At 67.9% G+C, this 24,696-nt stretch carries 25 protein-coding genes and 2 tRNA genes; 8 read left to right on the top strand and 19 right to left on the bottom strand.

Annotated elements, in window-relative coordinates; all coding sequences use genetic code 11:
• Positions 1-92: 92 nt before the first annotated feature.
• Together ACZ50Q_RS22690 and ACZ50Q_RS22695 are read right to left on the bottom strand one after the other, a co-directional pair.
• On the bottom strand, positions 93-692 hold the full coding sequence (locus ACZ50Q_RS22690) for a nitroreductase family protein (RefSeq protein WP_464079617.1): 600 nt from the start codon (positions 690-692) through the stop codon (positions 93-95).
• A gap of 168 nt (positions 693-860) precedes the next feature.
• Positions 861-1,787 (bottom strand): LysR substrate-binding domain-containing protein, encoded by a 927-nt coding sequence (locus ACZ50Q_RS22695; RefSeq protein ID WP_464079618.1) that lies wholly within the window; start codon positions 1,785-1,787, stop codon positions 861-863.
• Positions 1,788-1,919: 132 nt separating this feature from the next.
• On the opposite strand from ACZ50Q_RS22695, the gene ACZ50Q_RS22700 reads away from it, so the two are divergent.
• On the top strand, positions 1,920-2,735 hold the full coding sequence (locus ACZ50Q_RS22700; protein ID WP_464079619.1) for an aminotransferase class IV family protein: 816 nt from the start codon (positions 1,920-1,922) through the stop codon (positions 2,733-2,735).
• Positions 2,736-2,795: 60 nt separating this feature from the next.
• On the opposite strand, the gene ACZ50Q_RS22705 is transcribed toward ACZ50Q_RS22700, so the two are convergent.
• From ACZ50Q_RS22705 to ACZ50Q_RS22715, 3 genes are read right to left on the bottom strand one after another with little or no spacing between them, the layout of a single operon-like run.
• Positions 2,796-3,761 (bottom strand): Bug family tripartite tricarboxylate transporter substrate binding protein, encoded by a 966-nt coding sequence (locus ACZ50Q_RS22705; RefSeq protein WP_464079620.1) that lies wholly within the window; start codon positions 3,759-3,761, stop codon positions 2,796-2,798.
• A 44-nt stretch (positions 3,762-3,805) separates the two neighbouring features.
• Positions 3,806-4,291, bottom strand: coding sequence for a DUF3237 domain-containing protein (locus ACZ50Q_RS22710; RefSeq protein ID WP_464079621.1), 486 nt, complete (start codon positions 4,289-4,291; stop codon positions 3,806-3,808).
• On the bottom strand, positions 4,288-5,553 hold the full coding sequence (locus ACZ50Q_RS22715) for a flavin-dependent oxidoreductase (protein ID WP_464079622.1): 1,266 nt from the start codon (positions 5,551-5,553) through the stop codon (positions 4,288-4,290). The genes ACZ50Q_RS22710 and ACZ50Q_RS22715 overlap by 4 nt, the downstream gene beginning before the upstream one ends.
• 137 nt (positions 5,554-5,690) lie before the next feature.
• On the opposite strand from ACZ50Q_RS22715, the gene ACZ50Q_RS22720 reads away from it, so the two are divergent.
• From ACZ50Q_RS22720 to ACZ50Q_RS22735, 4 genes are all read left to right on the top strand, one after another.
• Positions 5,691-6,182 carry a MarR family winged helix-turn-helix transcriptional regulator gene (locus ACZ50Q_RS22720; protein ID WP_464079623.1) on the top strand — a complete coding sequence of 164 codons (492 nt, stop codon included), beginning with the start codon at positions 5,691-5,693 and terminating at the stop codon, positions 6,180-6,182.
• Between the two features lie 138 nt (positions 6,183-6,320).
• Entirely contained in the window at positions 6,321-7,457 is a 1,137-nt protein-coding gene (locus tag ACZ50Q_RS22725) for an NAD(P)/FAD-dependent oxidoreductase (RefSeq protein WP_464079624.1), read from the top strand.
• Positions 7,458-7,486: 29 nt separating this feature from the next.
• Positions 7,487-7,888, top strand: coding sequence for a RidA family protein (locus tag ACZ50Q_RS22730; RefSeq protein WP_076519236.1), 402 nt, complete (start codon positions 7,487-7,489; stop codon positions 7,886-7,888).
• Between the two features lie 41 nt (positions 7,889-7,929).
• Positions 7,930-8,562, top strand: a complete 633-nt coding sequence (locus tag ACZ50Q_RS22735; RefSeq protein ID WP_464082032.1) for a helix-turn-helix domain-containing protein — start codon at positions 7,930-7,932, stop codon at positions 8,560-8,562.
• Between the two features lie 135 nt (positions 8,563-8,697).
• Here the strand turns inward: ACZ50Q_RS22735 and ACZ50Q_RS22740 are convergent, their stop codons facing one another.
• The 10 genes from ACZ50Q_RS22740 to ACZ50Q_RS22785 all read right to left on the bottom strand — a co-directional run bounded on the left by ACZ50Q_RS22740 (position 8,698) and on the right by ACZ50Q_RS22785 (position 18,453).
• The gene (locus ACZ50Q_RS22740; protein ID WP_175493104.1) at positions 8,698-9,441 is read right to left on the bottom strand and encodes a YrbL family protein; all 744 of its coding nucleotides are present in this window, start codon (positions 9,439-9,441) and stop codon (positions 8,698-8,700) included.
• A 9-nt stretch (positions 9,442-9,450) separates the two neighbouring features.
• Positions 9,451-10,596 (bottom strand): glycosyltransferase family 4 protein, encoded by a 1,146-nt coding sequence (locus ACZ50Q_RS22745; RefSeq protein ID WP_076519233.1) that lies wholly within the window; start codon positions 10,594-10,596, stop codon positions 9,451-9,453.
• Between the two features lie 421 nt (positions 10,597-11,017).
• A tRNA-Leu gene (locus ACZ50Q_RS22750) sits at positions 11,018-11,102 on the bottom strand.
• A 141-nt stretch (positions 11,103-11,243) separates the two neighbouring features.
• Complete coding sequence (locus ACZ50Q_RS22755) at positions 11,244-12,233, bottom strand: Bug family tripartite tricarboxylate transporter substrate binding protein (protein ID WP_076519232.1); 990 nt, start codon at positions 12,231-12,233, stop codon at positions 11,244-11,246.
• Positions 12,234-12,317: 84 nt separating this feature from the next.
• Positions 12,318-13,511, bottom strand: a complete 1,194-nt coding sequence (locus ACZ50Q_RS22760; RefSeq protein WP_464079625.1) for an alpha-hydroxy acid oxidase — start codon at positions 13,509-13,511, stop codon at positions 12,318-12,320.
• On the bottom strand, positions 13,508-14,905 hold the full coding sequence (hglS, locus tag ACZ50Q_RS22765) for a 2-oxoadipate dioxygenase/decarboxylase HglS (RefSeq protein WP_464079626.1): 1,398 nt from the start codon (positions 14,903-14,905) through the stop codon (positions 13,508-13,510). Before hglS ends, ACZ50Q_RS22760 begins: the two co-directional genes overlap by 4 nt.
• Before the next feature lie 83 nt (positions 14,906-14,988).
• On the bottom strand, positions 14,989-15,930 hold the full coding sequence (locus tag ACZ50Q_RS22770; RefSeq protein WP_092577515.1) for a LysR substrate-binding domain-containing protein: 942 nt from the start codon (positions 15,928-15,930) through the stop codon (positions 14,989-14,991).
• A gap of 77 nt (positions 15,931-16,007) precedes the next feature.
• Complete coding sequence (gene secG, locus ACZ50Q_RS22775) at positions 16,008-16,502, bottom strand: preprotein translocase subunit SecG (RefSeq protein WP_092577513.1); 495 nt, start codon at positions 16,500-16,502, stop codon at positions 16,008-16,010.
• A 21-nt stretch (positions 16,503-16,523) separates the two neighbouring features.
• Positions 16,524-17,270 carry a triose-phosphate isomerase gene (tpiA, locus tag ACZ50Q_RS22780; RefSeq protein WP_076519227.1) on the bottom strand — a complete coding sequence of 249 codons (747 nt, stop codon included), beginning with the start codon at positions 17,268-17,270 and terminating at the stop codon, positions 16,524-16,526.
• A gap of 205 nt (positions 17,271-17,475) precedes the next feature.
• Positions 17,476-18,453 carry an NAD(P)H-quinone oxidoreductase gene (locus ACZ50Q_RS22785; protein WP_076519226.1) on the bottom strand — a complete coding sequence of 326 codons (978 nt, stop codon included), beginning with the start codon at positions 18,451-18,453 and terminating at the stop codon, positions 17,476-17,478.
• Positions 18,454-18,562: 109 nt separating this feature from the next.
• On the opposite strand from ACZ50Q_RS22785, the gene ACZ50Q_RS22790 reads away from it, so the two are divergent.
• Both ACZ50Q_RS22790 and ACZ50Q_RS22795 read left to right on the top strand, forming a co-directional pair.
• Positions 18,563-18,650 (top strand) — tRNA-Ser (locus tag ACZ50Q_RS22790).
• 63 nt (positions 18,651-18,713) lie between these two features.
• Complete coding sequence (locus ACZ50Q_RS22795) at positions 18,714-19,151, top strand: universal stress protein (RefSeq protein ID WP_076521963.1); 438 nt, start codon at positions 18,714-18,716, stop codon at positions 19,149-19,151.
• Between the two features lie 2 nt (positions 19,152-19,153).
• Here the strand turns inward: ACZ50Q_RS22795 and ACZ50Q_RS22800 are convergent, their stop codons facing one another.
• The 4 genes from ACZ50Q_RS22800 to ACZ50Q_RS22815 all read right to left on the bottom strand — a co-directional run bounded on the left by ACZ50Q_RS22800 (position 19,154) and on the right by ACZ50Q_RS22815 (position 23,440).
• Entirely contained in the window at positions 19,154-20,071 is a 918-nt protein-coding gene (locus ACZ50Q_RS22800) for a hydroxymethylglutaryl-CoA lyase (RefSeq protein WP_464079627.1), read from the bottom strand.
• Between the two features lie 25 nt (positions 20,072-20,096).
• Complete coding sequence (locus ACZ50Q_RS22805) at positions 20,097-21,056, bottom strand: Bug family tripartite tricarboxylate transporter substrate binding protein (protein ID WP_092577504.1); 960 nt, start codon at positions 21,054-21,056, stop codon at positions 20,097-20,099.
• A 75-nt stretch (positions 21,057-21,131) separates the two neighbouring features.
• Entirely contained in the window at positions 21,132-22,340 is a 1,209-nt protein-coding gene (locus tag ACZ50Q_RS22810) for a CaiB/BaiF CoA transferase family protein (RefSeq protein WP_464079628.1), read from the bottom strand.
• A gap of 176 nt (positions 22,341-22,516) precedes the next feature.
• Positions 22,517-23,440, bottom strand: coding sequence for a LysR family transcriptional regulator (locus ACZ50Q_RS22815; RefSeq protein ID WP_464079629.1), 924 nt, complete (start codon positions 23,438-23,440; stop codon positions 22,517-22,519).
• Positions 23,441-23,610: 170 nt separating this feature from the next.
• On the opposite strand from ACZ50Q_RS22815, the gene ACZ50Q_RS22820 reads away from it, so the two are divergent.
• Entirely contained in the window at positions 23,611-24,672 is a 1,062-nt protein-coding gene (locus ACZ50Q_RS22820) for an RDD family protein (protein ID WP_464079630.1), read from the top strand.
• Positions 24,673-24,696 lie beyond the last annotated feature (24 nt).

The following is a 24,696-nucleotide window of genomic DNA, read 5'->3' on the forward strand; positions in this document are numbered from 1 at the left end:
AAACGAGGCCCGCATTCCTCTTGCGAGCAATGCGGGCCTGATACCGCGGTCATGCAGGGGCCTACGGGACGCCCCGGGACGCCCCGGGGCGATCAGCCAAACACGCGGAAGCGTTCGGCGTCGTCCATGAAGGGCTTGTCGCCGAAGCCGGCTTCGTTCGAGCCGAACGGCATCTGCGCACGCAGCTTCCACCACGCCGGCACGTTCCATTCGCGCGCCACGGCGGCGTCGATCAGCGGGTTGTAGTGCTGCAGGCTCGCGCCGACGTCGGCATTGGCCAGCGCGGTCCAGACCGACAGTTGGGCCATGCCGCCCGCCTGCTCCGACCAGACCGGGAAATTGTCGGCGTACAGCGCGAACTTTTCCTGCAGGCTGCGCACCACGTCCTGGTCTTCGAAGAACAGGATCGTGCCCACGCCCGCGGCAAAGCTCTTGAGCTTGGCTTCGGTCTTGTCGAAACCCTCGGCCGGCGCAACCTTGCGCACTTCCTCGGTGGCCAGGTTCCAGAGCTTGTCGCTTTCGGCGCCGAACAGGATCACGGCGCGCGAGCTCTGCGAATTGAAGGACGAGGGGCTGTGCTTGATGGCGTCCTGGATCAGGGCCGTCAGTTCTTCCTTGGAGGCCGACAGGTTGCGGCCCAGCGAATACTGCGTGCGGCGTTTCTTGAGTGCGTCGAGATATGCGTTGCTCATGAGATATGACCTTTCGACCAGTAGATAGAGGTGACGATGAAAGGCATTCTACTGGCTGACCCATGACACGAACACCCGTTCAGCCGCACGTTCGCCGGAACAAACTGTTCCATTGATGGCAATAAAGCGGGAAAAGTGCGCATTCCTGCGCTGAATCAATCGCTGGGATCAGGCCCCGGACTGCCGGCGGCGGACCTCGCCGTCCAGCCAGTCCTGCAGCGCCTGCACGCGCGGATCGTCCCGGCTGCCGGCGGGATACACCAGGTGATAGGCATAGTCCGGCGCGACCTTGACGCCCACGTCGAACAGCCGGACGAGCCGGCCCTGCTCCAGTTCGCGGTCCACCAGCTCCAGTTCGACCAGGCCGGCCGCCCCGCCCTCCAGCACCGCCTGCACCACGTGGCTCGACTCGGCGAACGCCACGCAGCGGCTGCCGTCGAAGTCCGGCACGCCCGCCGCCGCCATCCACATGGGCCAGTCCGGCCACACAATACCGCCGGGCCGGCAGTCCACGTAGCACAGCGTGTGGGCGGCCAGGTCCTCGGGCCGGGCGATGGCGGGTCCGCGCGCCAGCAAGGCGGGACTGCACACGGGCACGACCACGGTGTCAAACAGCCGATGCGAAACCGCCCCGGCGTACCGGCCCGCGCCGTAGCGGATGGCGACGTCCACGTCGTCGCCCGCGAAATCCCGCACGTCGTCGCTGATGTCGAAGGTGAGGTCCAGCCCCGGATGCGCGGCGCGCCATTGCGGCAGGCGGGGCAGCAGCCAGTTGGTGGCGAATCGCGCGCCCACCGACAGGCGCAGGTGATGCGTGTCCCGGCCGAGCTTGCGCGCACGCGCGGCGGCGCGCCGCAAGGTGTCCAGCGCTTCGCCCGCCGCCTCGACCAGCACGGCGCCGGCCGGCGTCAGGCGGATGGTCCGGCTGGTGCGCGTGAACAGCACCAGGCCGAGCTGGTCTTCGATCTCTTTGATCTGATAGCTGACGGCGGCGGGGGTCAGCCCGACCTCGTCCGCCGCGCGCGTGAAATTCAGGTGCCGGCCCGCGGCCTCGAGGGTTCGCAAGGTGCGCGTGCCGGGCAGCGGTCGATTCATGATCTTCAAGCCAGATTTGATGATGACTTGAAAACTACTGGTTTCCCCTGGTGTTGGCAATCGCGGATAGTAGGAATTCTTGAAGATAACCCGGCGGGACGGCATCGTCCCCCTTCACGCTTGGAGTCTCCCATGTCCGCCAGCCCGGCAACTTTCGTGATTCACCGCAACGGCCAGCCCGCGAGCGCCGCCGATCTGGGGCCGCTCGCCTTCGCGGGCTACGCGCACTTCACCGCGATGCAGGTGCGCGACGGCCGGGCGCGCGGGCTGGACCTGCACCTGGCCCGGCTGCGGTCGGCGTCGATGGAAATGTTCGGCCAGGCGCTGCACGACGACACGGTGCGGCACCGTCTGCGCACGGCGATCCAGGCAAGCCCCGCCGATCATTCGCTGGTCGCCACCGTCTACACGCCGGCCGGCGAGTTCACCGTGGCCGGCCCCGACGCCGGGCTGGACATCCTGGTGCGCACGAGCCCGCCTGCCGATGGGCCATCGGGCCCCCTGGCGCTGGCGGCGTTCGAGCACGAACGCATGCTGCCGCAGGTCAAGCACGTGGGTGAAATCGCGAAGACGTATCTGCTGCGCCAGGCCGCCGCACGGGGCTTCGATGACGCGGCCTTCATGGACCGCCAGGGACGGCTGAGCGAGGCGTCGATCTGGAATCTGGCGTTCTGGGACGGCGCGGCGGTGATCTGGCCGGAAGCGGCCATGCTGCGCGGCACGACGATGGGCATCGTGCAGCGGCACCTCGCGCGACTGGGCGTGCCGCAGCACAGGCGTGGGATCACGCTGGCGGACCTGCCCGGCTTGCGCGGCGCGGCCGTGATGAACTCGTGGACGCCCGGGGTGGCGGTCAGCCGGATTGGGGAAGCCCGGATGCCGCCCGCGCCGGCCTTCCTGCAATGGCTGCATCAGGCCTATGCCGCGGAGCCGATTGCCGCGCCCTGAAGCTGCCGGGCGGCCGGTCGTGCAGCGCCCGATGGGGCGCGGCACGTCCGGCGCGTTGCATCAATCGGCCCGAAAGTCCGTCGCCTTCACCACGTCCGCCCAGCGCTTCGATTCCGAAGCCAGCAAGGCCTGCAGCGCCTGCCGATCCGAGCCCACGACGGCAAAGCCCGCGTCCCCCAGCGTTTTCACGGCGGCCGGCTGACGCAGCGCGGCCGCGCTGTCCGCCTGCAGGCGCGTCAGCACGGCCTCGGGCGTGCCGGCCGGGGCGAACAGCGCAAACCACGCCCCGAAGTTGACCGCCGGCAAGCCGCGCTCGGCGAAGGTCGGCACGTCGGCCAGGGCGGGCGATCGCTGCGCGCCGGTGGTGGCCAGGGCGCGCAGCTTGCCCCCCTGCACCTGGGGCGCGGCCAGCGCGGTCGTCACGAAGGCCGCCTGGACGCCGCCGGACACCAGCCCCGACACCGCATCGCCGGTCGAGCGGTAATGGATCGCCTCGATCTTCAGCCCCGCCTCGCGTGCAAAGAGTTCGGCGCCGAAGTGACCCGGCGTGCCCGCGCCAAATGTGGCGAAGTTCAGGCGGTCCGGCGCCTTCTTGGCCGCGTCGATGAAAGCGGTCAGGTCCCGATACGGCGAACTGGCCGGCACCACCAGCACGAAGTCCGCGCGCACCACCTCGGAAATCGGGGCGAAATCGCGCGGCGGGTCGTAGTTCAGGTTGCGGTAGGTCGCGGGGGAAATGCTGATCGAGCCCACCTCGCCCAGCAGCAGGGTCTGCCCGTCCGCCGGGCTGCGCGCCACGGTCTGCGCCGCGATCTGCCCGCCCGCGCCGACCTTGTTTTCCACCACCACGCTTTCGCCCAGCAGCGGCCCCATGTGCTGGGACAGCGTCCGGGCCACGATGTCCGGTCCCGTACCGGGCGGAAAGCCCACGTTCAGGCGCACCGGCCCATTGGGGAACTGCGCGGCCGCCGCAAGCGGCACGCACAGCAGGAATCCGCCCAGCAGGCGGCGCAGCATTGTTTGCATGGTTGTCTCCTGGTTTTTTTAATGCCGCGGCGCATGCCGCGGGGTCAGCAAATGCGATAAAAGCGCAGCTCGACGCGGTCGGGATACCGCGCGCCCGTGCCGATGAACAGGCTCTCGTTCATCCAGCCCAGCGCGGGCGACGACGTTTCAAAGCGCGGATAGCTGCGGAAATAGATGCGGGCGGGATCCACCGCCTCGCCGCGCGCCAGGCGCGCGATGTCCTCGGCGCTGCCCGTGCGGATGCCGGTGTTCTCCACGTAGACGCGTTCGCCGTCGGGCGTTTCGATCACGTAGCGCGCGTGGATGTCCGTATACGTGGCCGACCGGATGATCTGGAAGTCCGCTCCGCCCGGCAGCACCTTGCCGCGCAGGCGCGGCCCGTCGACCGTACCGCCGGTGATGGGAATGACGCGGCGCCGGCCCTGCGGCGTATCGCCGACTTCCTGCGGCGCGCCCACGTCGACCACCACGGTGGCCACATGCTCCAGCCGGGGCGGGGGGATCTCGTTGACTGCCGTGTTGCCGCTCATGGCTTTTCTCCGCGGGCCAGGCGCAGCGCCGCCGGGTCGAAACCCGCAAGCTGCTTGTAGCGCAGCGACACCGCCGCCAGCTCCTCGCCCGAAATCACGTCGTTCACGTCCGCGAACCCTGCCGGGGCGCGCTCTTCGGCCATCTGCATGACCTGCTCCGGCCCGTTCAGGCGGTTGCGCAGCACGATGCCCGCGGTGCGCGGCAGCCGTTCGGCCTCGTACTCCAGCAGCGCGATCTCCGGCGAACGCGTCTTGCCCCGCAACGCCTGGTCCAGCCAGTCGGCCAGACAGCGCGCGTCCAGAATCGCCTGGGCCGAGCCGTTCGAGCCGATGGGATACATCGGATGCGCGGCATCGCCCAGCAGCGTGACCCGGCCCCGCGTCCAGCGCGGCAGGGGATCGCGGTCCACCAGCGGAAATTCGTAGATCGCCTGCGCGCCGTCGATGATGGCGGGGATGTCGATCCAGTCCCAGCGCCAGTCGGCGAAGCGGTCGGCAAACACGGACTTGTCGACCTTGCGATTCCAGTCCGTGGCGGGCAGTTCCGCGCCGGGAATCGACAGCTCGGCAATCCAGTTGATCAGCGAACGGCCTTGCCGGCGCAGCGGTTCCGAGATCGGATAGCAGACGAATTTCTGATCCTGATGGCCCGCCATGAACATGCTGCGCCCATCCAGATAGGGCGGCGCCTCGGTCACGGCGCGCCACAGCATGCGCCCGGAAAACCGCGGCTCGTCGCCCACGGGATGGAGCTGGCGACGCAGCGCCGAGTGGATGCCGTCCGCCCCCACCAGAATGTCGCCCCGCACGGTCTGCAGTTCGCCATCGGCGCGGCGGCGAAATTGCGCCTGCACGCCGGACGCGTCCTGGCTGGCCGATTCCAGCACCATCCCCGGGACGATGGCATCCGGCCCCAGCCGGTCGCGCACGGTCTGCGCCAGCAGCATCTGGAATTCGCCGCGGTGCACCGAGAACTGCGGCAGCGGATAGCCCGCCTCCAGCCCACGCGGCTCGCGCCAGATGGGCTGGCCGAACTTGTTGTAGTAATGGAGCTGCGAGGTCTCGATGGCGCGTTCGGCCAACGCGGGCATCAGGCCCAGTTGCTCGATCTCGCTTACTGCGTGCGGCAGCAGATTGATGCCCACGCCCAAGGGCCGCAGTTCCTGCGCGCTTTCATAGATGCGGCAGCCGATGCCGCGCCGATGCAGCATCAAGGCAAGGGTCAGCCCGCCGATGCCGGCCCCGGCAATGACGATTTGCATGTCTACCTCCTGGTCTTATTTGTTATGCAACATAACAAATAAGACCGGCTTTCCGCACGAGGGATTTCCCGCAATCCGGTGGCGCGGCGACAATGCCTGCATTAGTGTTGAGGCCCCCGAGCCGCCATCCGCCCCCAATGTCCAGAGCTTCCGTCCAACACCCTCGTCGCCCTGCCGCCCGCGGCGAACACTTCGATCCGCACGTTCCCGGCATCCAGTACGGGGCGCTGGACGATCTGGTCGGCTACGCCATCCGCCGCGCGCAGATCCTGATCTACGAAGACTTTCTCGCGGCGCTGGCGCCGTGGGACATCACGCCGCAGCGCTACTCGGCGCTCACGCTGATCGCCGCCAACCAGCATCTCAAGCTGACCGATCTGGCCCGCATCCTGGGCATCGCGCGCTCGGGCGCGGTGCAGATCGTCAACCAGTTGCAGGAACTGGGCTACGTCGAACGCCAGGAGGCCGAACGCGACCGGCGGGCCTACTCCCTGGCCATGACCCGGGCCGGCCACGAAGCGCTGGCCGCCATCACCCGCGCCGTCCAGGCGCACGACGCGCGCATCAGCGCCAAGCTGGGCGCGGCCGAACGCCGCATGCTGATCGGACTGCTGGGCAAGCTGGGCTAGCGGCCGCGCGTTCTCCGGCGGCCCCGCACGCCCTATCAGGGCATTCCCCTATTACTCCCGTCGCGCCGAAAAACTATCGTATTCGAGAATTATCAAATAAGAGAATTATCTAATACGAGAATTCTCGCTTCCGACACAATGACTGCTGAAACCCTATACGATTTTGCCGTGGTCGGCGCCGGCATCGCCGGCGCCTCCGTGGCCTACCGCCTGAGCGCCACGGCCTCCGTGGCGGTGCTGGAGCGCGAATCCCAACCCGGGTATCACTCCACCGGCCGTTCCGCCGCCATGTTCATGGAGACCTACGGCACGACGCAGATCAAGGCGCTCACGCGCGCCAGCCGCGACTTCTACGAGCATCCCCCGGAAGGCTTCTGCGAACACCCGCTGCTGGCCCCGCGCGGCGTGCTGTACATCGCCACGCCGGAGCAGAAGGATCTGCTGCGGGAGGTGTTCGACGACCTGCACCGCCAGTCCCCCAACGTGACCCTGATCGACGCCGCACAGGCGCTGGCGCGTGTGCCCTGCCTGCGCGAAGACCAGCTCTGCGGCGCGATCGAAGAGCCGGATGCGCGCGACATTGACGTGCACGCCCTGCACCAGGGCTTCCTGCGGGGCATGAGCCGCCAGGGCGCCGTGCTGCACAACAACGCCGAACTCGTGGCGGCGGCGTACGCCGACGGCGTCTGGACGCTGACCCTGGCCGATGGCCGCAGCCTGCGGGCGCGCGCCGTGGTCAACGCCGCGGGCGCATGGGCGGACCACGCCGCCACGGTGTGCGGCGCGGCGCCCATCGGCCTGCAGCCCTGCCGCCGCACCGCCTTCACCTTCAGCGGCCCCGAGGGCGTCGACTTCTCCCACTGGCCCGCCGTCGTCGGCGTGGACGAGAGCTACTACTTCAAGCCCGACGCCGGCCAATTGCTGGGGTCTCCCGCCAATGCCGACCCGGTCGACGCGCACGACGTCGTCCCCGAGGAGCTGGACGTGGCCACCGGCATCTACCGCATCGAGACCGCCACCACGCTGACGATCCGGCGCCCGAAACACACCTGGGCCGGCCTGCGCTCGTTCGTGCGCGACGGCGATTTCGTGATCGGCTGGGACGCGGACACGCCCGCCTTCTTCTGGCTGGCGGCGCAAGGCGGCTACGGCATCCAGACCGCCGCGGCCGCCTCCGAGCTGGCCGCGGCGGTCCTGACGCGCCAGCCCATCCCCGACCCCCTGCAGGCCCATGGCGTCGACGCCGACGCGATGCGCCCCGAGCGCCTGCGCTGACCCTGCTTTCCACCGACCGAGATCCCGACATGACCGCCATCACCCGTTACCCCAGCACCCTGCCCCTGCCCTTCTCGCGCGCCACCCAGGCGGGCGGCTTCCTGTTCCTGTCCGGCCAGATCCCGATGGACGCAGCCGGCCAGGTCGTGCGCGGCGACATCACCGCCCAAACGCACGCCGCCATCGAGCGCATCAAGGAAACGCTGGCGGTGGCCGGCGCCAGCCTCAAGGATGTGGTGCGCGTGACGGTGTGGCTGTCGGACCTGGCGCTTTTCGCGCAGTTCAACGACGCCTATCGCAGCCATTTTTCGTCGGATTTCCCCTCGCGCTCCACCGTCGAGGCCAAGCTGGCCATGGACGTGGACGTGGAAATCGAAGTGCAGGCGTGGCTGGGCGATGCCCCGGCCAAGGGCCCCGCGGCCGCCGCCTGAAGCCGTCGCCGATCGATAGCATGACACCGCCAGACCGCCACATGGCCCCAACCGGCAACACATCCCCGCCTGAAATCGTGGGCAAGGAAGAAATGGGCGCCCGCCTGCGCGCCGAGCGCAAGGCCAGGAAAATGACCCTGCAGGCGCTGTCCAAGGCCAGCGGCATCGCGGTATCGACGCTATCGAAGGCCGAACTCGGCCAGATCGCCCTCAGCTACGAAAAATTCGCCGCCCTGGCCCGCGCGCTCGACATCGACATGACGCGCCTGTTCATGCTGCGCGACGCGGCCCAGGCCGCCGTCGCCCCCACCTACGTCAAGAACAAGCTCAGCGACGCGCGCGACTACATCACCGAGAACTACCACTACCGCCTGCTGATGGGCGAATACCCGGGCAAGAAGATGCTGCCCATGGTCGCGATGATCGACTCGCGCAAGGTCGTCGAGTTCGAAGACTACATCCGCCACCCGGGGCAGGAATTCGTCGTGGTCCTATCGGGCAAGGTCCGGATCCAGTTCGAGAACGGCGACAGCGTCGTGCTCAACCGGCTGGAGTCCGCGTATTTCGACAGCAGCATCGGGCACGTGTACCTGTCGCTGAGCAAAAAGCCCGCGGAGGTGCTGGCGGTGTGCAGCGAGGCGGAGGACGTGGCGGACAGGCTGAAGGGCGGATAACGGATTAGGGCCGGGACGTTGCATCCCGAACACGGAAACGGGCCCTGGTCGGGCCCGTTTCTCGTTTCTGCCGGTCGTTCTCGCGGTTGAGCACGTCGAAGCGGCGAGTGCCCACCAGCGATTCGCCGATGGCCCTTAGCGCCGGTTCTTCCCCGCCGCCATGAGTTTCTTGGTCATCGTGTCGTACTTGCGCAGGATGCGCCGGCCGTTCAGCGCCTTGCTCCACGAATACAGCGGAAACAATTGCTTGGACCCGTATCCATCCACCAGATACAGCCCTTCCCGCCCGTTGGCGTTGAATCCCAGGACGATGTTGCTCGCGCTGACGTCGTTGAAGATCACGTGCGCATCGATCAACGCCATGAAGAATTCATGCACGAGATAACGCAGTTGCGGGCTGTATCCCTGACGCGCCACCACTTCCTTGAGCGTGGGGGCAAGGTTTCCGTGCGCGTCGACGATCCGTTCCACGACCAGGCCCAGGCCCTTGGACGTCAGGACCAGGCCGAAGATGCGCGCCATCAGCATGTTGCCCATGTGGGCCCCCTGCTGCGCCGTGGTGGCGATGTATTCGACCGTTTCCGCAATGAAAACGCGATGCGCGTCCTCGCGCTGGAAACGCTTGTGCCAGGGTCGCTTACGACGCAGCTCGCTGCTGCGCGCGCGATTGATGGTCTTGATGAGCAGGGCGTCGTCGGCGGGGTGCAGATACACATCGCGCTCGCTGCCGGCCGCGGCGACAGTCAGCTGCCTCAGGTCCAGGACCTCGAACGGGCTGAATGATCCGGGAGACGCAAGCGCCAGCCGAGGCATGACCTCCAGGCCGCTATAGGGAGCGGCCGCTTGGGTGATGCGCTGCCGGACAGATACATTTAGCATGGCAAGCGTTCAACCCGACTGCTGCACCGCGGCCGGCCCGCAGGCCCCGCGTTGCGCGAGCCATGTCTGGTAGACCTGTTCCGTGCGCTTGGCCAGCCCGGCCAGCGAGAACTTGCCCTCGCCGTACACCATGCGCCTGCCGGCCTCCCCCATGCGTGCCCGCAGCGCCTCGTCATCGATCAGGCTGGCCAGCGCCGCACGGAGTTTCGCGATATCGCCGGCCGGCACCAGGATTCCCGTCTCTCCGTCGTTCACCATCTCACTGACGCCCCCCACGTCCACCCCGACGACGGGCAGCCCCGCGGCCGAGGCCTCGACGTAGACAGTGCCCGAGGCCTCTTTCTGCGTCGCCAGCGCAAAGATGTCGCTGCCAGCCAGGATGCTGGGCACGTCATGGCGGAATCCCAGCATGTGGATGCGGTCGGCCAGGCCGATCTCGGCGATCAGCGCCTGCAGCTGTTCGAACAACGGCGCGCCGTTGCCGACCAGCACCAGGTGCACCTGAGGCCGCTGCGCCATCAGGGGCCGCAGCGCTTCGATAAGCTCGCGATGCCCCTTTGTCGCCCGGAGAATGGCCACACAGCAAACCACGATGGCATCGGCCGGCAGCTTGAGTTCCTCGCGCAGGCCGGACGTGATGCCGGGCGGCGGCAAGTTGATGGGGGAATAGACGGTTTCCACGCGATCCGCAGGCACGCCCCGCTCGATCAGGTATTCCCTGACATGATTGCTGACGGTAGTGATGCGATGCGGCACCCAGGTATAGGCCAGCATCGAATTCACCCGATTGGTCAGGTGCCGCGTCCGCACGATCAGCGGGGTGCCGGCCATGCGCGCCCCCAGGCCCGCCAGCAAGGTGTCGATGCGGCTGTGGGTGTTAAGCACATCGAAACGCCCCTTGCGCAGGATGCGGGCAACCTTGGGTGCGCCCCGGAGCAGATTCACCAAGCCCCCCATGCGCAGCGTGTGGACCGTAATGCCGGCATCCGCCGCGGCCTGGACGAGTTTCGCCTCCGGCCGGCAGATCAGTTCCACATGATGCCCGCGTTCGCGCATCGCCTGCATTTCCTTGAGGATTCGGCGTTCCTGCCCGGCATAGCCCAAAGCCGCTTCAGCGTGCGCGATGCGCAAAGGTCTTGATGTATCGGAAGACATTAGGAGAGGGAGAGGCAGCCTCTCGACTCGAACGAAAGGACTCGAACGAAAGACGAAAGAGGTAAGACGAAGGAGGAAAGACGAAAGACTGCAATATTTTCTTGTTAGCTCGGTGGGCACATGGTATTCGCGGGAGTTCGCCCGCACAAGCGAGCATTGCAGCGCAAGAGGATGGGGTTTCCCCTGAATTCCCCGTATTTTCACGGGATTGGCGTCGCCGCGCGTCTTTATTCCGGATTGTGGAAATGTGTTTTCCAGCGCCGGGCGGGGATGTCGCGCCGGGACGTCGTTTCCGCTCCCCTGCCCCATGGCGAAGCGAGCAACGCAGCAAGAGGCAACCCAGAAACCTACAACAAAAAACCCGCATCCTCATAGGAGAGATGCGGGTTCTTTGCGCCCAGGGACAACCTGGACAAATTCTTGGTGCCGACGGCGAGACTCGAACTCGCACAGCTTTCGCCACTACCCCCTCAAGATAGCGTGTCTACCAATTTCACCACGTCGGCTTGACCATCACGGCAAGGCGTACCTTGCTGGAAAGTCGAGCATTCTATCACGTAAATTTGAAAGCGGGAAAGCTGTCCCGCTTTATCCGTGACGGGTCCGCGCCGGCCCTGTCCCGGCGCCGGCGCGGACCGCCTGCGGGATCAGTTGATCTGCAGGTTGGTCGCCTTGACGACCTCGCCCCATTTGCGGGTCTCGCTTTCCATGAAGGCCTTGAAGGCCTGCGGGGTATTGGGCGGCGGCGGGAGCAGGAAGCCGTTGGTCTGGTAGCTGGCGGCCAGGGCCGAGTCCGAGGTGAGTGCCTTGTTGATGGCGGCGTTGACCTTCTGGACGATTTCGGGCGGGGTGCCAGCCGGTGCGAAGAGGCCAAACCAGGCGGCGACGTCGAAGCCCGGCACGCCGGATTCGGCGATGGTCGGGATGTCGGGCGCGAACGGCACGCGGCTGCCGGTGGTGACGGCCAGGCCGGTCAGCTTGCCCGCGCGCACATGCGGCAGGAGCGGCGGCAGGTTGTCGAAGATGGAGTCCACCTGCCCGCCCAGCAGGTCGGCCACGGCGGGACCGCTGCCGCGGTACGGCACGTGCAGAAGGTCGATGCCGGTCTTCATCTTGAAGAGCTCGCAGCCCAGGTGGGCGGACGAGCCGTTGCCAGGCGAGGCGCAGGTCAGCTTGCCCGGGTTCTTTTTGGCGTAGTCGATGTATTCCTGCACGGTCTTGACCGGCACGTTCGCGTTGACCGCCAGGATGTTGGGCACGACGTTCAGGAGCGCGACGGCGTCCAGGTCCTTGAGCGCGTCGTAGGACATCTTGGAATACAAGGACTGGTTGATCGCCGTGGAGATCGATCCCACGAAAAACGTGTAGCCGTCGGCGGGCGAGCGGGTGACGGATTCGGCGCCGATGTTGCTGTTGGCGCCGGGCTTGTTCTCCACCACGAAGGTCTGCCCGAACTCCTTGCCCAGCACGTCCGCGATCATGCGGGCGCTGATGTCGGTCGTGCCGCCCGGCGCGTAGCCCACGACCAGCCGAACGGGCTTGGTGGGATAGGCGTCCGCCTGGGCCTGGACGGGCCCGGTGACGACGCAGGCAAGCGCCGCCGCAATGCCGGCGAGCCTGGAATGGATCTTTCTCATGTTTCCTCCTTTTGAGAACGGTGGGGCGCGACGGGTCGTGCGCGCCGCATTTTTTTGTTGTGGTGCCGGCTGAGCCGGCTGGGTTCAGGCAGGGGCCGGCGGGTGCCAGGGGCCGCTCGGGCGCACCGGCGCGATCAGGTCCGGCGTGACCTCGCCCAGCGTGGCGCAGCCGAGCAGCGCCATATTGGTGGAGATCTCGCTGTGGAAAATCCGCGCGACCTTGCGAATGCCCGCCGCCCCGGCCACGGCCGCGCCGAAGAGCTGCGGCCTGCCGGTAAACACGAGGCGCGCGCCCAGGGCCACGGCTTTGAGCACGTCGGCGCCGCGCCGGAAGCCCCCGTCGACCATCACGGGAAAATCCGCCGGCACCGCCTGCACGACGTCGTGCAGCGCCTGCAAGGGCGAGATGCAGCCGTCGAGCTGGCGCCCGCCGTGGTTCGACACGATCACGCCGTCGACGCCCGCGGCGCAGGCCTGCTGCGCGTCGTCGGGATGCATGACGCCTTTGAGCACCAGCTTGCCGGGCCAGTTCTGGCGGATCCAGCGGATGTGGTCCCACGAGAGCTTGTCGCGCTCGCCCCGGAATCCGTTGGGCGGATCCTGCGTGATGGGCGGGCCGATCTCTTCGTACAGGTTGGAGAACCGGGGCACGCCGCTGCCCAGCAGGGTTCGCATGAAGACGTTCAGGGTCCAGCGCGGATGCCGCATGCCGTCCAGCACGACGCTTGCGCTCATCTTGAACGGGACGGTGAACGCCAGCCGCTGCAGGTTCTCGCGATTGGCGCCCACGCAGGTGTCGATGGTGACGACCAGCACCGGGATGCTCGCCTGGCGCAGCCGGTCCAGCAGCTTGCCGATGCGCTCGATGTTGCCCGGCAGGTAGGCCTGGTACCAGCAGCGGTTGCCGGTGGCCTGCTGCAGGCGTTCAAGCGGCACGCTGGAGGCGCCGCTGATGATGAACGGAATCCGGGCTTCCTGGGCGACGCGCGCCAGGGCCAGATCGCATTCGTGCATGACGATGGCCGAAAAGCCGGTCGGCGCGAAACCGACGGGCATGGCGTAGTCCTCGCCGAACAGGCTGACCTGGCTGCTGCGCTGGTCCACCACGCGCAGTCCGCGCGGCCGGAAGCCGATGTCGCGCGGGGCGCGGACGCTTTCCGCGAGCGAGGCGCCGTCCTCCGTGCCGCCGCAGATGTAGCCTTCGACGCAGCGCGGCATGATGCGCCGCGCCTCGCGTTCGAAGTCGCCCACCGACAGGCAGCGGTCCAGCCGGCTCATGCGGCCACCGGCGCACCGGTTTGCACGCCCAGCGCCTGCAGGCAGCCCGCCAGCGAGCGCGCCTGGGTGTCGTCGTACAGCGCCAGCTCGTCCATCACCGGGGCGCCCAGCGCCGCTTCAAACGCGACCTGGCTGGCGTTCTGCGCGTACTCGGCCTGCGCCTTGTCGCCCAGGTTCGACTGGAAGATGCCGGCCGCGCTGACCGGCAGGAAGTCTTCGTACACCAGCGGTTCGAACTGGATGTAGCCCTGCTCGATCAGGGCCGGCAGCGTCGATGTGTCCGGGGCGCCTTGCTTGCCGGTCAGGAAATAGCGGAAGTACGCCAGCCCCTGGTCATGCAGTTGCGCGTAGTCGTCCGGAAAGGCCGCAAAACAGTCCTGAAGGTTCTGCATGTAGGCAGCCGCGTTGCCTTCATTGGGCGCGCCGCTGATGCGGCTGCGCGCCAGATCCAGCAGTTGGTCGTACAGGGCGCGGCCCTTGCGGGTCAGCGCCACGCCGCGCTGCTCGATCTCGCCGAAACGGGCCGTATGGCTGCCCACGGAGCTGGCGCCGTCCGGCCCGGCAAAGCGCACGGGCTCCTCCAGCGCCTTGAAGCTGGTCTGGCGCAGCAGGATCGGGCACTTGCGCGGCGGCGGGCCTTCGATGACGGCCTTGGCCGACACGCCGCGCCGCGGCATCTCGGCCTGCGCTTCATCGATGTCCAATGTGCGGGGCGTCAGGTGGTTGATGTGCGGACCCTTGAACGCCACCACGTCGGCGATCAGGCGATGCTGGCCGTGCAGTTCGCGGTAGTCGTCCAGGCTGACGGTGGCCTCGCTGTGCCAGCGGAAGGTGTGCAGGGCCTCAGTGACGAATTCCCGGGCATCGGACTCGTCCAGTCCGCCTTGCGTCTCGAAACGCGCGGTCAGCGCCAGCGCGCGCTCGGTGAAGATCCGGCGCGCCGCCAGGATGCGCGCGGCCTTCTCGCGCAGGGCCACATCGTCGATCAGTTCCAGGCGCAGCAGCGAGGTGAAGACGCGGAACGGGCTGGCCTGCAGCGCGGCTTCGTGCGTGGCGCGAAAGGCGGTCGAATGCACCGGCACCCCGGCGGGCGACAGGTCGTAGTAGCCGACCGGCTGCATGCCCATCACGGCGAACACGCGGCGCAGGTTGGCCAATTCCTGTGGCGTGCCGACACGGATCGCGCCATGGCGCTCGATGTCCAGGCGCTCGATCTCGCCCGTGCGTGCCAGTTGCGCGGCGAGGTCCGGCTGCTCGGCCATCGTCTTCGCGTTGACCTGGGCGACCAGGTCCAGCAGCGTGTCGTACAGCGGGACTTCCTGCTTGTACATGTCGGACATGGCGCGGGAAAACCAGGCGCGGATCTGATCGGGATTGACGAAATTCTGACTCATGGCGGGCTCGGCACATCGGTGAACAAAGGATGGCCCGCATGAAATCACGCCTGGCGGGGCGCGATCAAATGAAAAAATTCGGCCTAGTCAGTCCGTTTTTTCATGGACCGCCCGCGCGGCCCGCCGCGGCCGTCCTGCTGGCGCGCCTGGTCTTGCACCCACGCCACGAATTGCTTGATCTTCGGCACCTCGGCGGAGTGTTCGGAATACGCCACGAAATACGCGCCGCCGCTGGGCTGCACATAGCCCCAGGGAATGACCAGCTTGCCGGCCTGCAGCTCTTCTTCGGCCAAGAGGCGCGGCGTCAGCGCGATGCCGCAGCCGCCCTCGGCCGCGCGCACGCACATGTAGAAGGTATCGAAGCGCGGACCGTGGTAGCTGCGGTCGGACTGGAATTGCTGGTGGGAGAAATAATCGTGCCAGGCCTCCGGGCGCGACGCGCACTGGATCAGCGTCTGGGCGCCCAATTCTTCCAGGCTGGCGACCTTGTCGCCGCGCAGGAATCCGGGCGCGCACACCGGCACGACGTCGGCCTCGAACAGCTCCAGGCATTGCGCGCCGGGCAGCGTGCCATGGCCGAAGAAGAACGAAATGTCGATCTTGGCCTGCATCAGGTCGAACGGCCGGGTTTCGCTGCGCACCTTCACCTGGATGTCCGGATGCGCCGCCATGAAGCGCTGCAGGCGCGGGATCAGCCAGCGCGCGCCGAAGGTGGGCTGGGTGCCGATGGTCAGCACCTGCGTCTCGCTGCCGTAGGTGAGGATGTAGCGCGAGGACATGTCCACCTGGTTCAGGATCGCCCTGACCTCGGACTGGTAGAGCGCGCCCGCGGGGGTCAGCTGCAGCCGGCGGCGCACGCGCAGGAACAGCGGGTTGCGCAGCAGCGCCTCCAGCTGCGCGATCTGCTTGCTGATCGCGCTCTGCGTCATGTGGAGTTCTTCGGCGGCGCGCGTGACGCTCATGTGCCGCGCCACCGCCTCGAAACACTGGAGCGCCATCATCGACGGCATCAATCGCTTTTCCATGGGGCCTCCGCGCGGATCACGTCATTGCTGCAAGCGAAAAAAAAGCCGGCATGCGCCGGCTTTCTTGTCCTGCCACCTTACTTTGCCGGCGCGGCGGGCGTTTCCGCCGGCTTCTCGGCAGCGGGCGCGGCCGGCGCGGCCGGAGCAGCCGGCGCGGAGGGCACCGAGGCGTCGGGCTTGGCGGCGGGAGCGGGGGCTGCGCCGGGAACCGACGAAGCGCCCGGCACCGACGAGGCGCCCGGGGCGGCAGGCACCGAACCCGGCGCCTGCGGCACCGAACGGTCGGCCGGGAAGCTCTGCATCACGCCGGAGTCCACGGCGGGGCCGCTGCTGCCCTTGTGGCTGACATAGGCCAGGCCGGCGGTGGACGCGAAGAACACGACGGCGGACCACTTGGTCGCGCGCGACAGGAAGTTCGCCGCGCCGGTGGCGCCGAACAGGCTGCCCGACGAGCCGCTACCGAAAGCGGAGCCCATGTCGGCGCCTTTGCCCTGCTGAAGCAGGACCAGGACGATGATAGCCAGCGCCGAGATCACTTGGACGGCCAGCAGGATTTTGAGCATCAGGGGCATTACAGACTCCGGAACGGAAACTTAGATGGCGGCAATTCGCAAAAACTCTTCAGCCACGAGCGACGCGCCGCCGACCAGGGCTCCGTCGATATCAGTCATGGCGAACAAACTGGAGGCGTTGGCGGCCTTGACGCTGCCGCCGTACAACACTTGCACCTGGGCGGCGCCCAGGGCGCGCAGCGCGGCGCGGATGGCGCCGTGGACTTCCTGCGCCTGCTCGGGCGTGGCCGTGCGGCCGGTGCCGATGGCCCAGACGGGCTCGTAGGCCAGGACCATGCGGGAGACGGCGTCGGCGCCCAGAGCCAGCACGGGCTTGAGCTGACGCTCGATGACGGCCAGCGTGTTGCCGGCTTCGCGGTCGGCCAGGGATTCGCCCACGCAGACCACGGGAGTCAGCCCGGCGGCCAGCGCGGCCTGGGCCTTGGCGGCGACGATCTCGTCGGTTTCGCCGTGCAGCACGCGGCGCTCGGAGTGGCCGGCCAGCGCCCAGCGGCAGCCGAATTCCTTCAGCATCGATGCGGAGACTTCACCCGTATAGGCGCCCTTGTCGTGCGCGCTGACGTCTTGCGCGCCCCAGGACACGCTGCTGCCGGTCAGGGCCGAGGCGGCCTGCGCCAGGTAGGGAAACGGCACGCAGATGCCGATTTCGCAGTGGCCCGCAGCATCCGCGGCACGAAGCTCGGTCAGCAACGCGGCATTCTCGGCCAGGTTGCCGTGCATCTTCCAGTTGCCCAGCACGAGGCGGGCGCGGTTTTCGACTGAAGTCATGGCGAATTTGTCTGACGATTGGGTCTGAGGTGGTGAGCCGGATTCGGGTTGCCCCTGGCAAGACGCCCCACGCCGAACCGGGCCTGGAGGACCTGAAAGAGGGGCCTGGTGCAGCAACCGCCCACGGGCCTGCCTGGAAAAAATTCCAGGCGAAACCCGAGATTGTATCCTGTTGCGCGGCGATACGCCGAACGCCGCGCGTTTCTTACATAGTCAGGATGATTTTGCCGATGTTTTCCCCGCCTTCCATCATGGCGTGGGCCTTGGCGGCCTCGGCCAGCGGGAAGGTGGCGTGGACGATCGGCTTGATGGCCCCCTTTTCCAGCAGGGGCCAGGCGTGCTCGCGCAGCGCGCGGGCAATGGCGCCCTTGAACGCCACAGGACGGGGACGCAAGGTGGAGCCGGTGATCGTCAGGCGGCGGCGCATGACCTGGGCCGTGTCCACGTTGGCATGCGAACCGCCGAGCTGGGCGATGATGACGATGCGGCCGTCGTCGGCCAGGCACTGCATGTCGCGGGCGATGTAGTCGCCGGCCACCATGTCCAGGATCACGTCCACGCCGCGTCCGCCGGTGGCGTCCAGGACTTCCTTCACGAAATCCTGCGTCTTGTAATTGATGCCCTTGTCGGCGCCCAGCGCCTCGACGGCACGGGCGCGGTCGTCGCTGCCGACCGTGGCATAGACCTTGTGGCCCATGGCGCGGGCGAGCTGGATCGCCGTGGTGCCGATGCCGCTGGCGCCGCCGTGCACCAGCAGGGCTTCGCCCTCGGACAGGCGGCCGCGGTCGAACACGTTGCTCCAGACCGTGAAATAGGTTTCCGGCAGGCCGGCGGCCTCGATGTCGGACAAGCCCTTGGGGATGGGCAGGCATTGCGCCACCGGCGCGACGCAGTATTCGGCGTAGCCGCCGCCCGCCACCAGGGCGCACACCTTGTCGCCCACGGCAAAGCCGCTGCCGGCCACATCGCCGCCCACGATCTCGCCGGCCACTTCCAGGCCCGGCAGGTCGGAAGCGCCGCGCGGGGGCGCATAGTTGCCCTTGCGCTGGAACACGTCGGGGCGGTTGATGCCCGCGGCGGTCACTTTGATCAGAACTTCCCCCGCGCCTGCCTCGGGCGTGGGACGCTCCACGGGGACGAGGACTTCGGGGCCGCCGGGGCGGGTGATTTCAACAGCGTGCATCGCGTGCCTCCTTTGCAGCAAATGGATTATTATTGCGCCCTTTGCGGCATATCGCGTTTTCGTTCGGGCAGAATGTTTGCCTGGCGGCCGCAATATCGCGGCAAACCCCGGAAGCGTGGCAGAGTGGTCGATTGCACCGGTCTTGAAAACCGGCAACGGGCAACCGTTCGTGAGTTCGAATCTCACCGCTTCCGCCAAAATCAAAGGCAACCGTCCCCAGCGGGCGTACCATGGACGCAGATTCCACCCTGGAGGTTGCCATGTTCAAGCACATACTCATCCCCATCGACGGATCCAGCCTGGCCAATTCCGGCCTGGAGCAAGGCCTTGCGCTCGCCCGCGAACTGGGCGCCAGCGTGACGGTGCTGACGGTGTACAGCGCCTTGCAGATGCCCTCCATCGAGACCGTCCACCTCGAAGGCATGCGCAAAGTCTACGAAGACCAGGCGCGCGAACTGGCCAGCTCCTACCTGTCCGAAGCCGCCGGCAAGGCCAGCGCGGCGGGCGTGGCCTGCGCCACCGAAATGCGCGAGAGCGATTCGCCCCACCAGGTGATCGTCGACGTGGCGATGACGCGCGGTTGCGACCTGATCGCCATGTCGTCGCACGGGCGTGGCGGGGTGGCGGCCTTCCTGCTGGGCAGCCAGACGCAGAAGGTGCTGGCGCACAGCACCTTGCCGGTGCTGGTGTACCGCTGATCCTATCCGCCTGAGTAGGTCCCTGGGATGCCGGCGGCGGCCACGCCGCCGCGCAGGGTTTCCTGCAGCAACGCGCCCGCCAGCAGCGGCCGCGCCTCAAGCAGCCGGGACAGGTCGATCCCGGTCCGGTAGCCCATGCTTTCCAGCATGAACACCAGGTCCTCCGTGACGATGTTGCCCGAGGCGCCCGGCGCGAACGGGCAACCGCCCAGGCCGCCCAGGCACGCATCGAAGGCGCGGATCCCTTCGTCCAGCCCGGCCAGGGCGTTGGCCAGGCCCAGCCCCATCGTGTCGTGCAGGTGCAGCTTGGTGAGCGCGGCGCCCACCGCGTCCTGGGTGGCGCGCACCGCCTCGCGCACCCGCCCCGGATGCGCGTAGCCCACGGTATCGGCCAGCGCGATTTCGTCGGCGCCCGCGCGCGCCGCCGCCGCAGCGACCTCGGCCACGCGCCGCACGGGCACCTGCCCTTCCAGCGAACATCCGAACGCCGTCGCGACGGCGGCATCGATGCGCATGGGCCGCGCCTGCGCGCGGACCCAGTCCACGATCGATTCCAGCATCGCGATCTGCGCGTCGGTGCCCTTGCCGACGTTGGCGCGGCTGTGGGTGTCGCTGACCGACACCGGAAACGCCAGCACGTGCGCGCCCGCCTCGTAGGCGGCGATGGCGCCCTTCAGGTTGCAGGCCAGCGCGCAGACGGTCAGCCCGTCGATCTTCAGGACCTCGGGCAGGATGTCGCCCGTGTCCGCCATCTGCGGCACCAGCCGCGGCGACACGAAGCTGCCCACCTCGATCTCGCGCAGGCCGGCGTCGGCCAGTTGCCGGATCCAGCGCAACTTGTCGGCGCGCGACATCATGCCCTTGGCCATCTGCAGCCCGTCGCGCGGCCCCACTTCGCAAAGCCTGACTTCCTGGTTCATGTGCTGTCCTGTCGTCCGTGCGGGCCTATTGCTGGATGACGATGCCCGCGCTCTTGATGGTCTGCCGCGCCTTGCCGATGTCCGACTGGATCAGCGCGGCGAACTGCGCGCTGGACACCGGGTCGGTCTCCAGCCCCTGGGACGCCAGCGCCTCCTTCACATCCTGGCGCGCCAGCAGCTTGTTGAAATCGCTGTTCAGCCGCGAGACGATGGCATCGGGCGTCTTGGCCGGGGCCAGCACGCCGTAGTAGGTCACCACGCTGAAATCCTTGTAGCCAAGCTCCGCCACCGTGGGCACGTCGGGCAAGGCGGGGTTGCGCTTGGGCGAGGTCACCGCCAGCGCGCGCACCTTGCCGGATTTGATGAGCGTGGCCGCCGACGAGATGGACGAGCCCGCGAACTGCAGATGGCCGCCCATCAGGTCGGCCAGCGCCGGAGCGGACCCCTTGTACGGCACGTGCTGCATCTTGAAGCCGGCCGCGTGCTGCAGCATTTCCATGGCGATGTGCACGCCGCCGCCCGTGCCGGACGTCCCGTACGAGATCGTGTTGGGCGCCTTCCTGGCCGCCTCGATCACCTCGGGCAGCGTCTTGTAGGGCGAGCCCTCGGCCACCAGCAGCACCATCGGCGTGGTCGCCACCAGCGCCACCGGCGTCAGGTCCTTGACCGGGTCGTAGGCCACTTTCATCAGCAGCGGAATCAGCGTGACGTTGTCGGACTGGCCGATCACCAGGTCATAGCCCTGCGCGGGCGCACGCGCCGCCTCGGCCAGGCCGAGCGCGGTGCCGGCGCCGGGCTTGTTCTCCGGCACCACGGCCCAGCCGTTCAGTTCGTGCAGCTTGGTGCTCATCAGCCGCCCGATGTAATCCGTGCCACCGCCCGGTGTGGACGGAATGATGATGCGGATGGGCTTGCTGGGGTAATCCTGGGCATGGGCGGCGCATGCGACCGCCAGCGCGGCCAGCGCAACGAGTTTGCGGATCATGGGTGTCTCCTCTTCGATGGACGTCTTGGCGGTCTGGCGCCGCCTCGACAGGGGTAAAGCGCTAATGCCCGGTATTCATGCGATCACTCCCGCGGCGCGCAAGGCGTCGATGCGCGCGGCATCCAGGCCCAGTCCCTGCAGAATGGCGTGGGTCTGGGCGCCTTGGCCGGGCGGATCGGACCGCTTGCCCGCCTTGCGGCCATCGAACTCGATGGGCAGCGCGGCGGCCGAGATCTCGCCGCCGTCCGGCAGCCGGGTCGGCAGCAGCGCGCCGCCCGCGTTCAGGTGGACGTCGTCCAGCAGGTCGTGCGGCTGGCGGATCGGGCCATACGACAGATTGGCGGCCTCGAGCGCGGCGCACAGTTCGTCGGTTTTCCAGGTCTTCAGGATTTCGCCCACGCCCGGCACCAGCCACGACCGGGCGGCCTCTCGGTCGACGGCGGTGGCCAGGCGCGGGTCCGCGGACCATTCGGGCGGCAGGAATTTCTGCGCGAAGCTGCGCCATTGCGCATCGCCCACCACGGCGACGAACACGCGGCCGTCGGCAGTCTCGAAAACGTCGTACACGCCCCATGGCGGTTTGCGTTCCGCCCCCATGGGCCGGGGCGCGGCGCCCGTCAACTGGAATTGCGCGATGAACTGCGCCACCAGCAGCAGGTTGTTTTCGAAGAGGCCGGATCGCACATGGCGCCCCCGGCCCGTCGCGTGGCGGTCATGCAGCGCGGCCAGCGCGCCCACCACCCCGAACGTGCCGCCCAGGATGTCATTGACGGAGGCCGCCACCCGCTGGGGCGTGTCCGCGCCGCCATTGATATAGGCCAGCCCGCCCATCATCTGCACCACCTCGTCCAGCGCCGTGCGGTGCTTGTAGGGGCCGGAGAGAAACCCCTTGAGCGACACATAGATCAGCCGCGGATTTCCGGCCGACAGGGATTCGTAGTCCAGCCCGTACTGCGCCAGGCTCCCGTCGCGGAAGTTCTCCACGATCATGTCGCTCTGGAGCGCCAGCTTGCGCACGACCTCCTGCCCCGCCGGCGACTTGAGGTCGATCGCCAGGCTCTGCTTGTTGCGGTTGAAGACCGGAAAATAGCCGCTGCCGGACCCCTTCAGCCGCCGCGTGCGGTCGCCGTCGATGGGTTCGACCTTGATCACCTCGGCGCCCAGGTCCGCCAGCGACAGGCCGGCGGCCGGCCCCATGATCATGTGGGACAGTTCCAGGACCTTGATGCCGCGCAGGGGCAGTTCGGTGCTGTCCATGAAGGGTGAAGCCGGTGCTGCTGTCATCTGCGGTGTCCTCTTGCCTGCCAGTTCGACGGAGACGCGGCGGCAGGGAAAGCTCGCTCGCCGCCGCCGGCATGCGCCCATGATCCGGCGCCTGCGGCCGTGTCGGGTAGCGGTCTTTCAGCACGGGGGCATTCTCGTTTCGGAACGTCCGGGTTAGCCCTGAGGCGCGACGCGGTTCAGCCCGGCGCGGCAGGCAGCACGCCCAGGTGCGCCAGCAGCGCCCGCGCGGCCGGCGACAGTGCGTCCGGATCCCGCACGGCAATACAGAGCGGCGTGCTGGACCACGGCCCCTTCAGCGCAATGAAGCGGATGTCCAGATGCGCCAACCGCGGCTTCAGGTAATGCGGCACGACGGCGACGCCCATGCCGCGCGCCACCAGCAGGCAGATGGTTTCGTGCGAACTGACCCGCGCGCTGATGCGGCGCGTCATGCCCGCGTCCCGCGCCGCCTGCTCGAACACGCTGCTGATGCCATTGTCGCGGTTCAGCTCGATCTGCTCGAACGGCAGCAACTGCGCGTAGTCCAGCGCCTCGCGGTCCGCCAGCAGGTGCTGGCCCGGCACCACCGCCGCCAGTTCGCAGCGGCCAAAAGGAAACACCTGCAGCCCCTCGTGGCCGAAATCGGAACCCGCCGCCACGTCCGCCTGCCCGTCCAGCACGGCGCGAAACGCCGTCTGCGTGGTGTCTTCTTCCAGCGAAATATCGATCTGCGGATACGCGCGCCGGAACGACTGGATCTGCGCCGGCAGATCGCCCGACAGGGCGGCAAAGCTCACCGCCAGCCGGATATGCCCGCGCACGCCGGTCGCAAATCCCGCCATGTCGCGGCGCATGCGGTCCATGTCCTCCAGCACGCGGCGCACGTGCGCGGCCAGCGCGTCGCCGGCCGGGGTCGGTTGCACGCCCTTGACGCCGCGCTCCAGCAGCGGCACGCCGAACGCGTCCTCCATTTCCGACATGCGCTTGCTGACGGCGGACGGCACGATGTTCTCGCGCGCGGCGGCGCGCGCCAGGCTCCCTTCTTCCAGCGCGGCCAGGAAGAGGCGCAATGAAACGGGATCGATATCTCGGAGGGGCGGGGCGGGCGGGGTCGGCTTCATGGCGCAAAGTGTCGTCCCTGGGCTACCCCGGCCGGGATCGGGGTTTTCCCGGCCGCAGCCGGTTTTCAGCTTCCGGCGATCCACGCCGGTCGCCATTCGCCGGAACCGGTAGACGCGCGTATCATCCGCAGTCCCGCCGCCCCGGCCCCGATATCCGCGCCACACGCTCCATGCAATGCCCCCGCTGCAATTGGCAGAATCCGGCCGCCCACACGGTGTGCTTCAGCTGCAATAGCCCCCTGCCGGTCAAATCCGCCACGCCGCCGGCCCAGCGCGCCCGGACCGGCAATGCCCCGGTGTTTCCCGGCATCTGGCCGCGGCTTGGCGCCACGGCGATCGACGCCCTTTTCATGCTGGCGACGATCGCCGTCCTGTGCCTGGCGGCCTCATATACCTATCAAGGCCTGACGGGCGAAAACCGGCCGTTGGTGCTGATGGCGGCAGCGGGGCTGCTGGGATGGCTGCTGCCCGCCTTCATGGACGCCTGGGGCAATGGTTCGCCCGGCAAGCGGCTCCTGAAGCTGCGGGTCGTCACCCGCAAGGGCAGCGCTCCCGGGCTGTTGCGCGCGATCTGGCGGCATAACCTGAAATTCACGCTGAACGTGGCGCTGCCGGGCATCTTCCACCACCTGCAGCAGACCATTTTTGGCGAACGCGCCATGCACAACGCCTTGGCGGGCACGCATGTGATATCCAGCCAGGCCGATCCCCGCGCCGTGCTGCCCGCGCTGGCCCAGGCCCGCACCGTCACGGGCGCCGGCAAATTCCTGTTCATTGTGTTCGGCGTCGCGGCCCTGGTCCTGGCCGGCGTGGTCATCGGCGTGGTCGGACTGGACAAGGACGAGGGCGACAATCCCCTGCGATCCGAGGTCATCCATCTGGATCGGGTGTCGGATCCCGTTCGCAGGCTGGCGGAAAGCCACTACCAGCGCACGCGGACGTTCGCGCCCGACATGGCCGCCCTCGGCGTGACGCAGGCTTCGCTGCAAGCCAGCGGCTTCAGCAAGCTGGACATGAACCCGGTCAACGGCGTGCTGCGCTTCACCATCGCCGGTGAGCCCGGCACGGCGGACGCGCCCACGCTGGGCGGCAAGCACCTGGTCTACCTGCCCGAACTGCGCTCCGAAAAAAAGGGCGGCGGCATACGGCGCTGGCAGTGCGGCAGCGACGACATCCCCCGCGCAGACCGCCCCTACAGCTGCCGTCACGAAGCCGGCGCCCTGGCGCGTTGACCCGACCCCCTGAATACGGAACCG

The organism is Achromobacter sp. T5-5 (assembly GCF_055397965.1).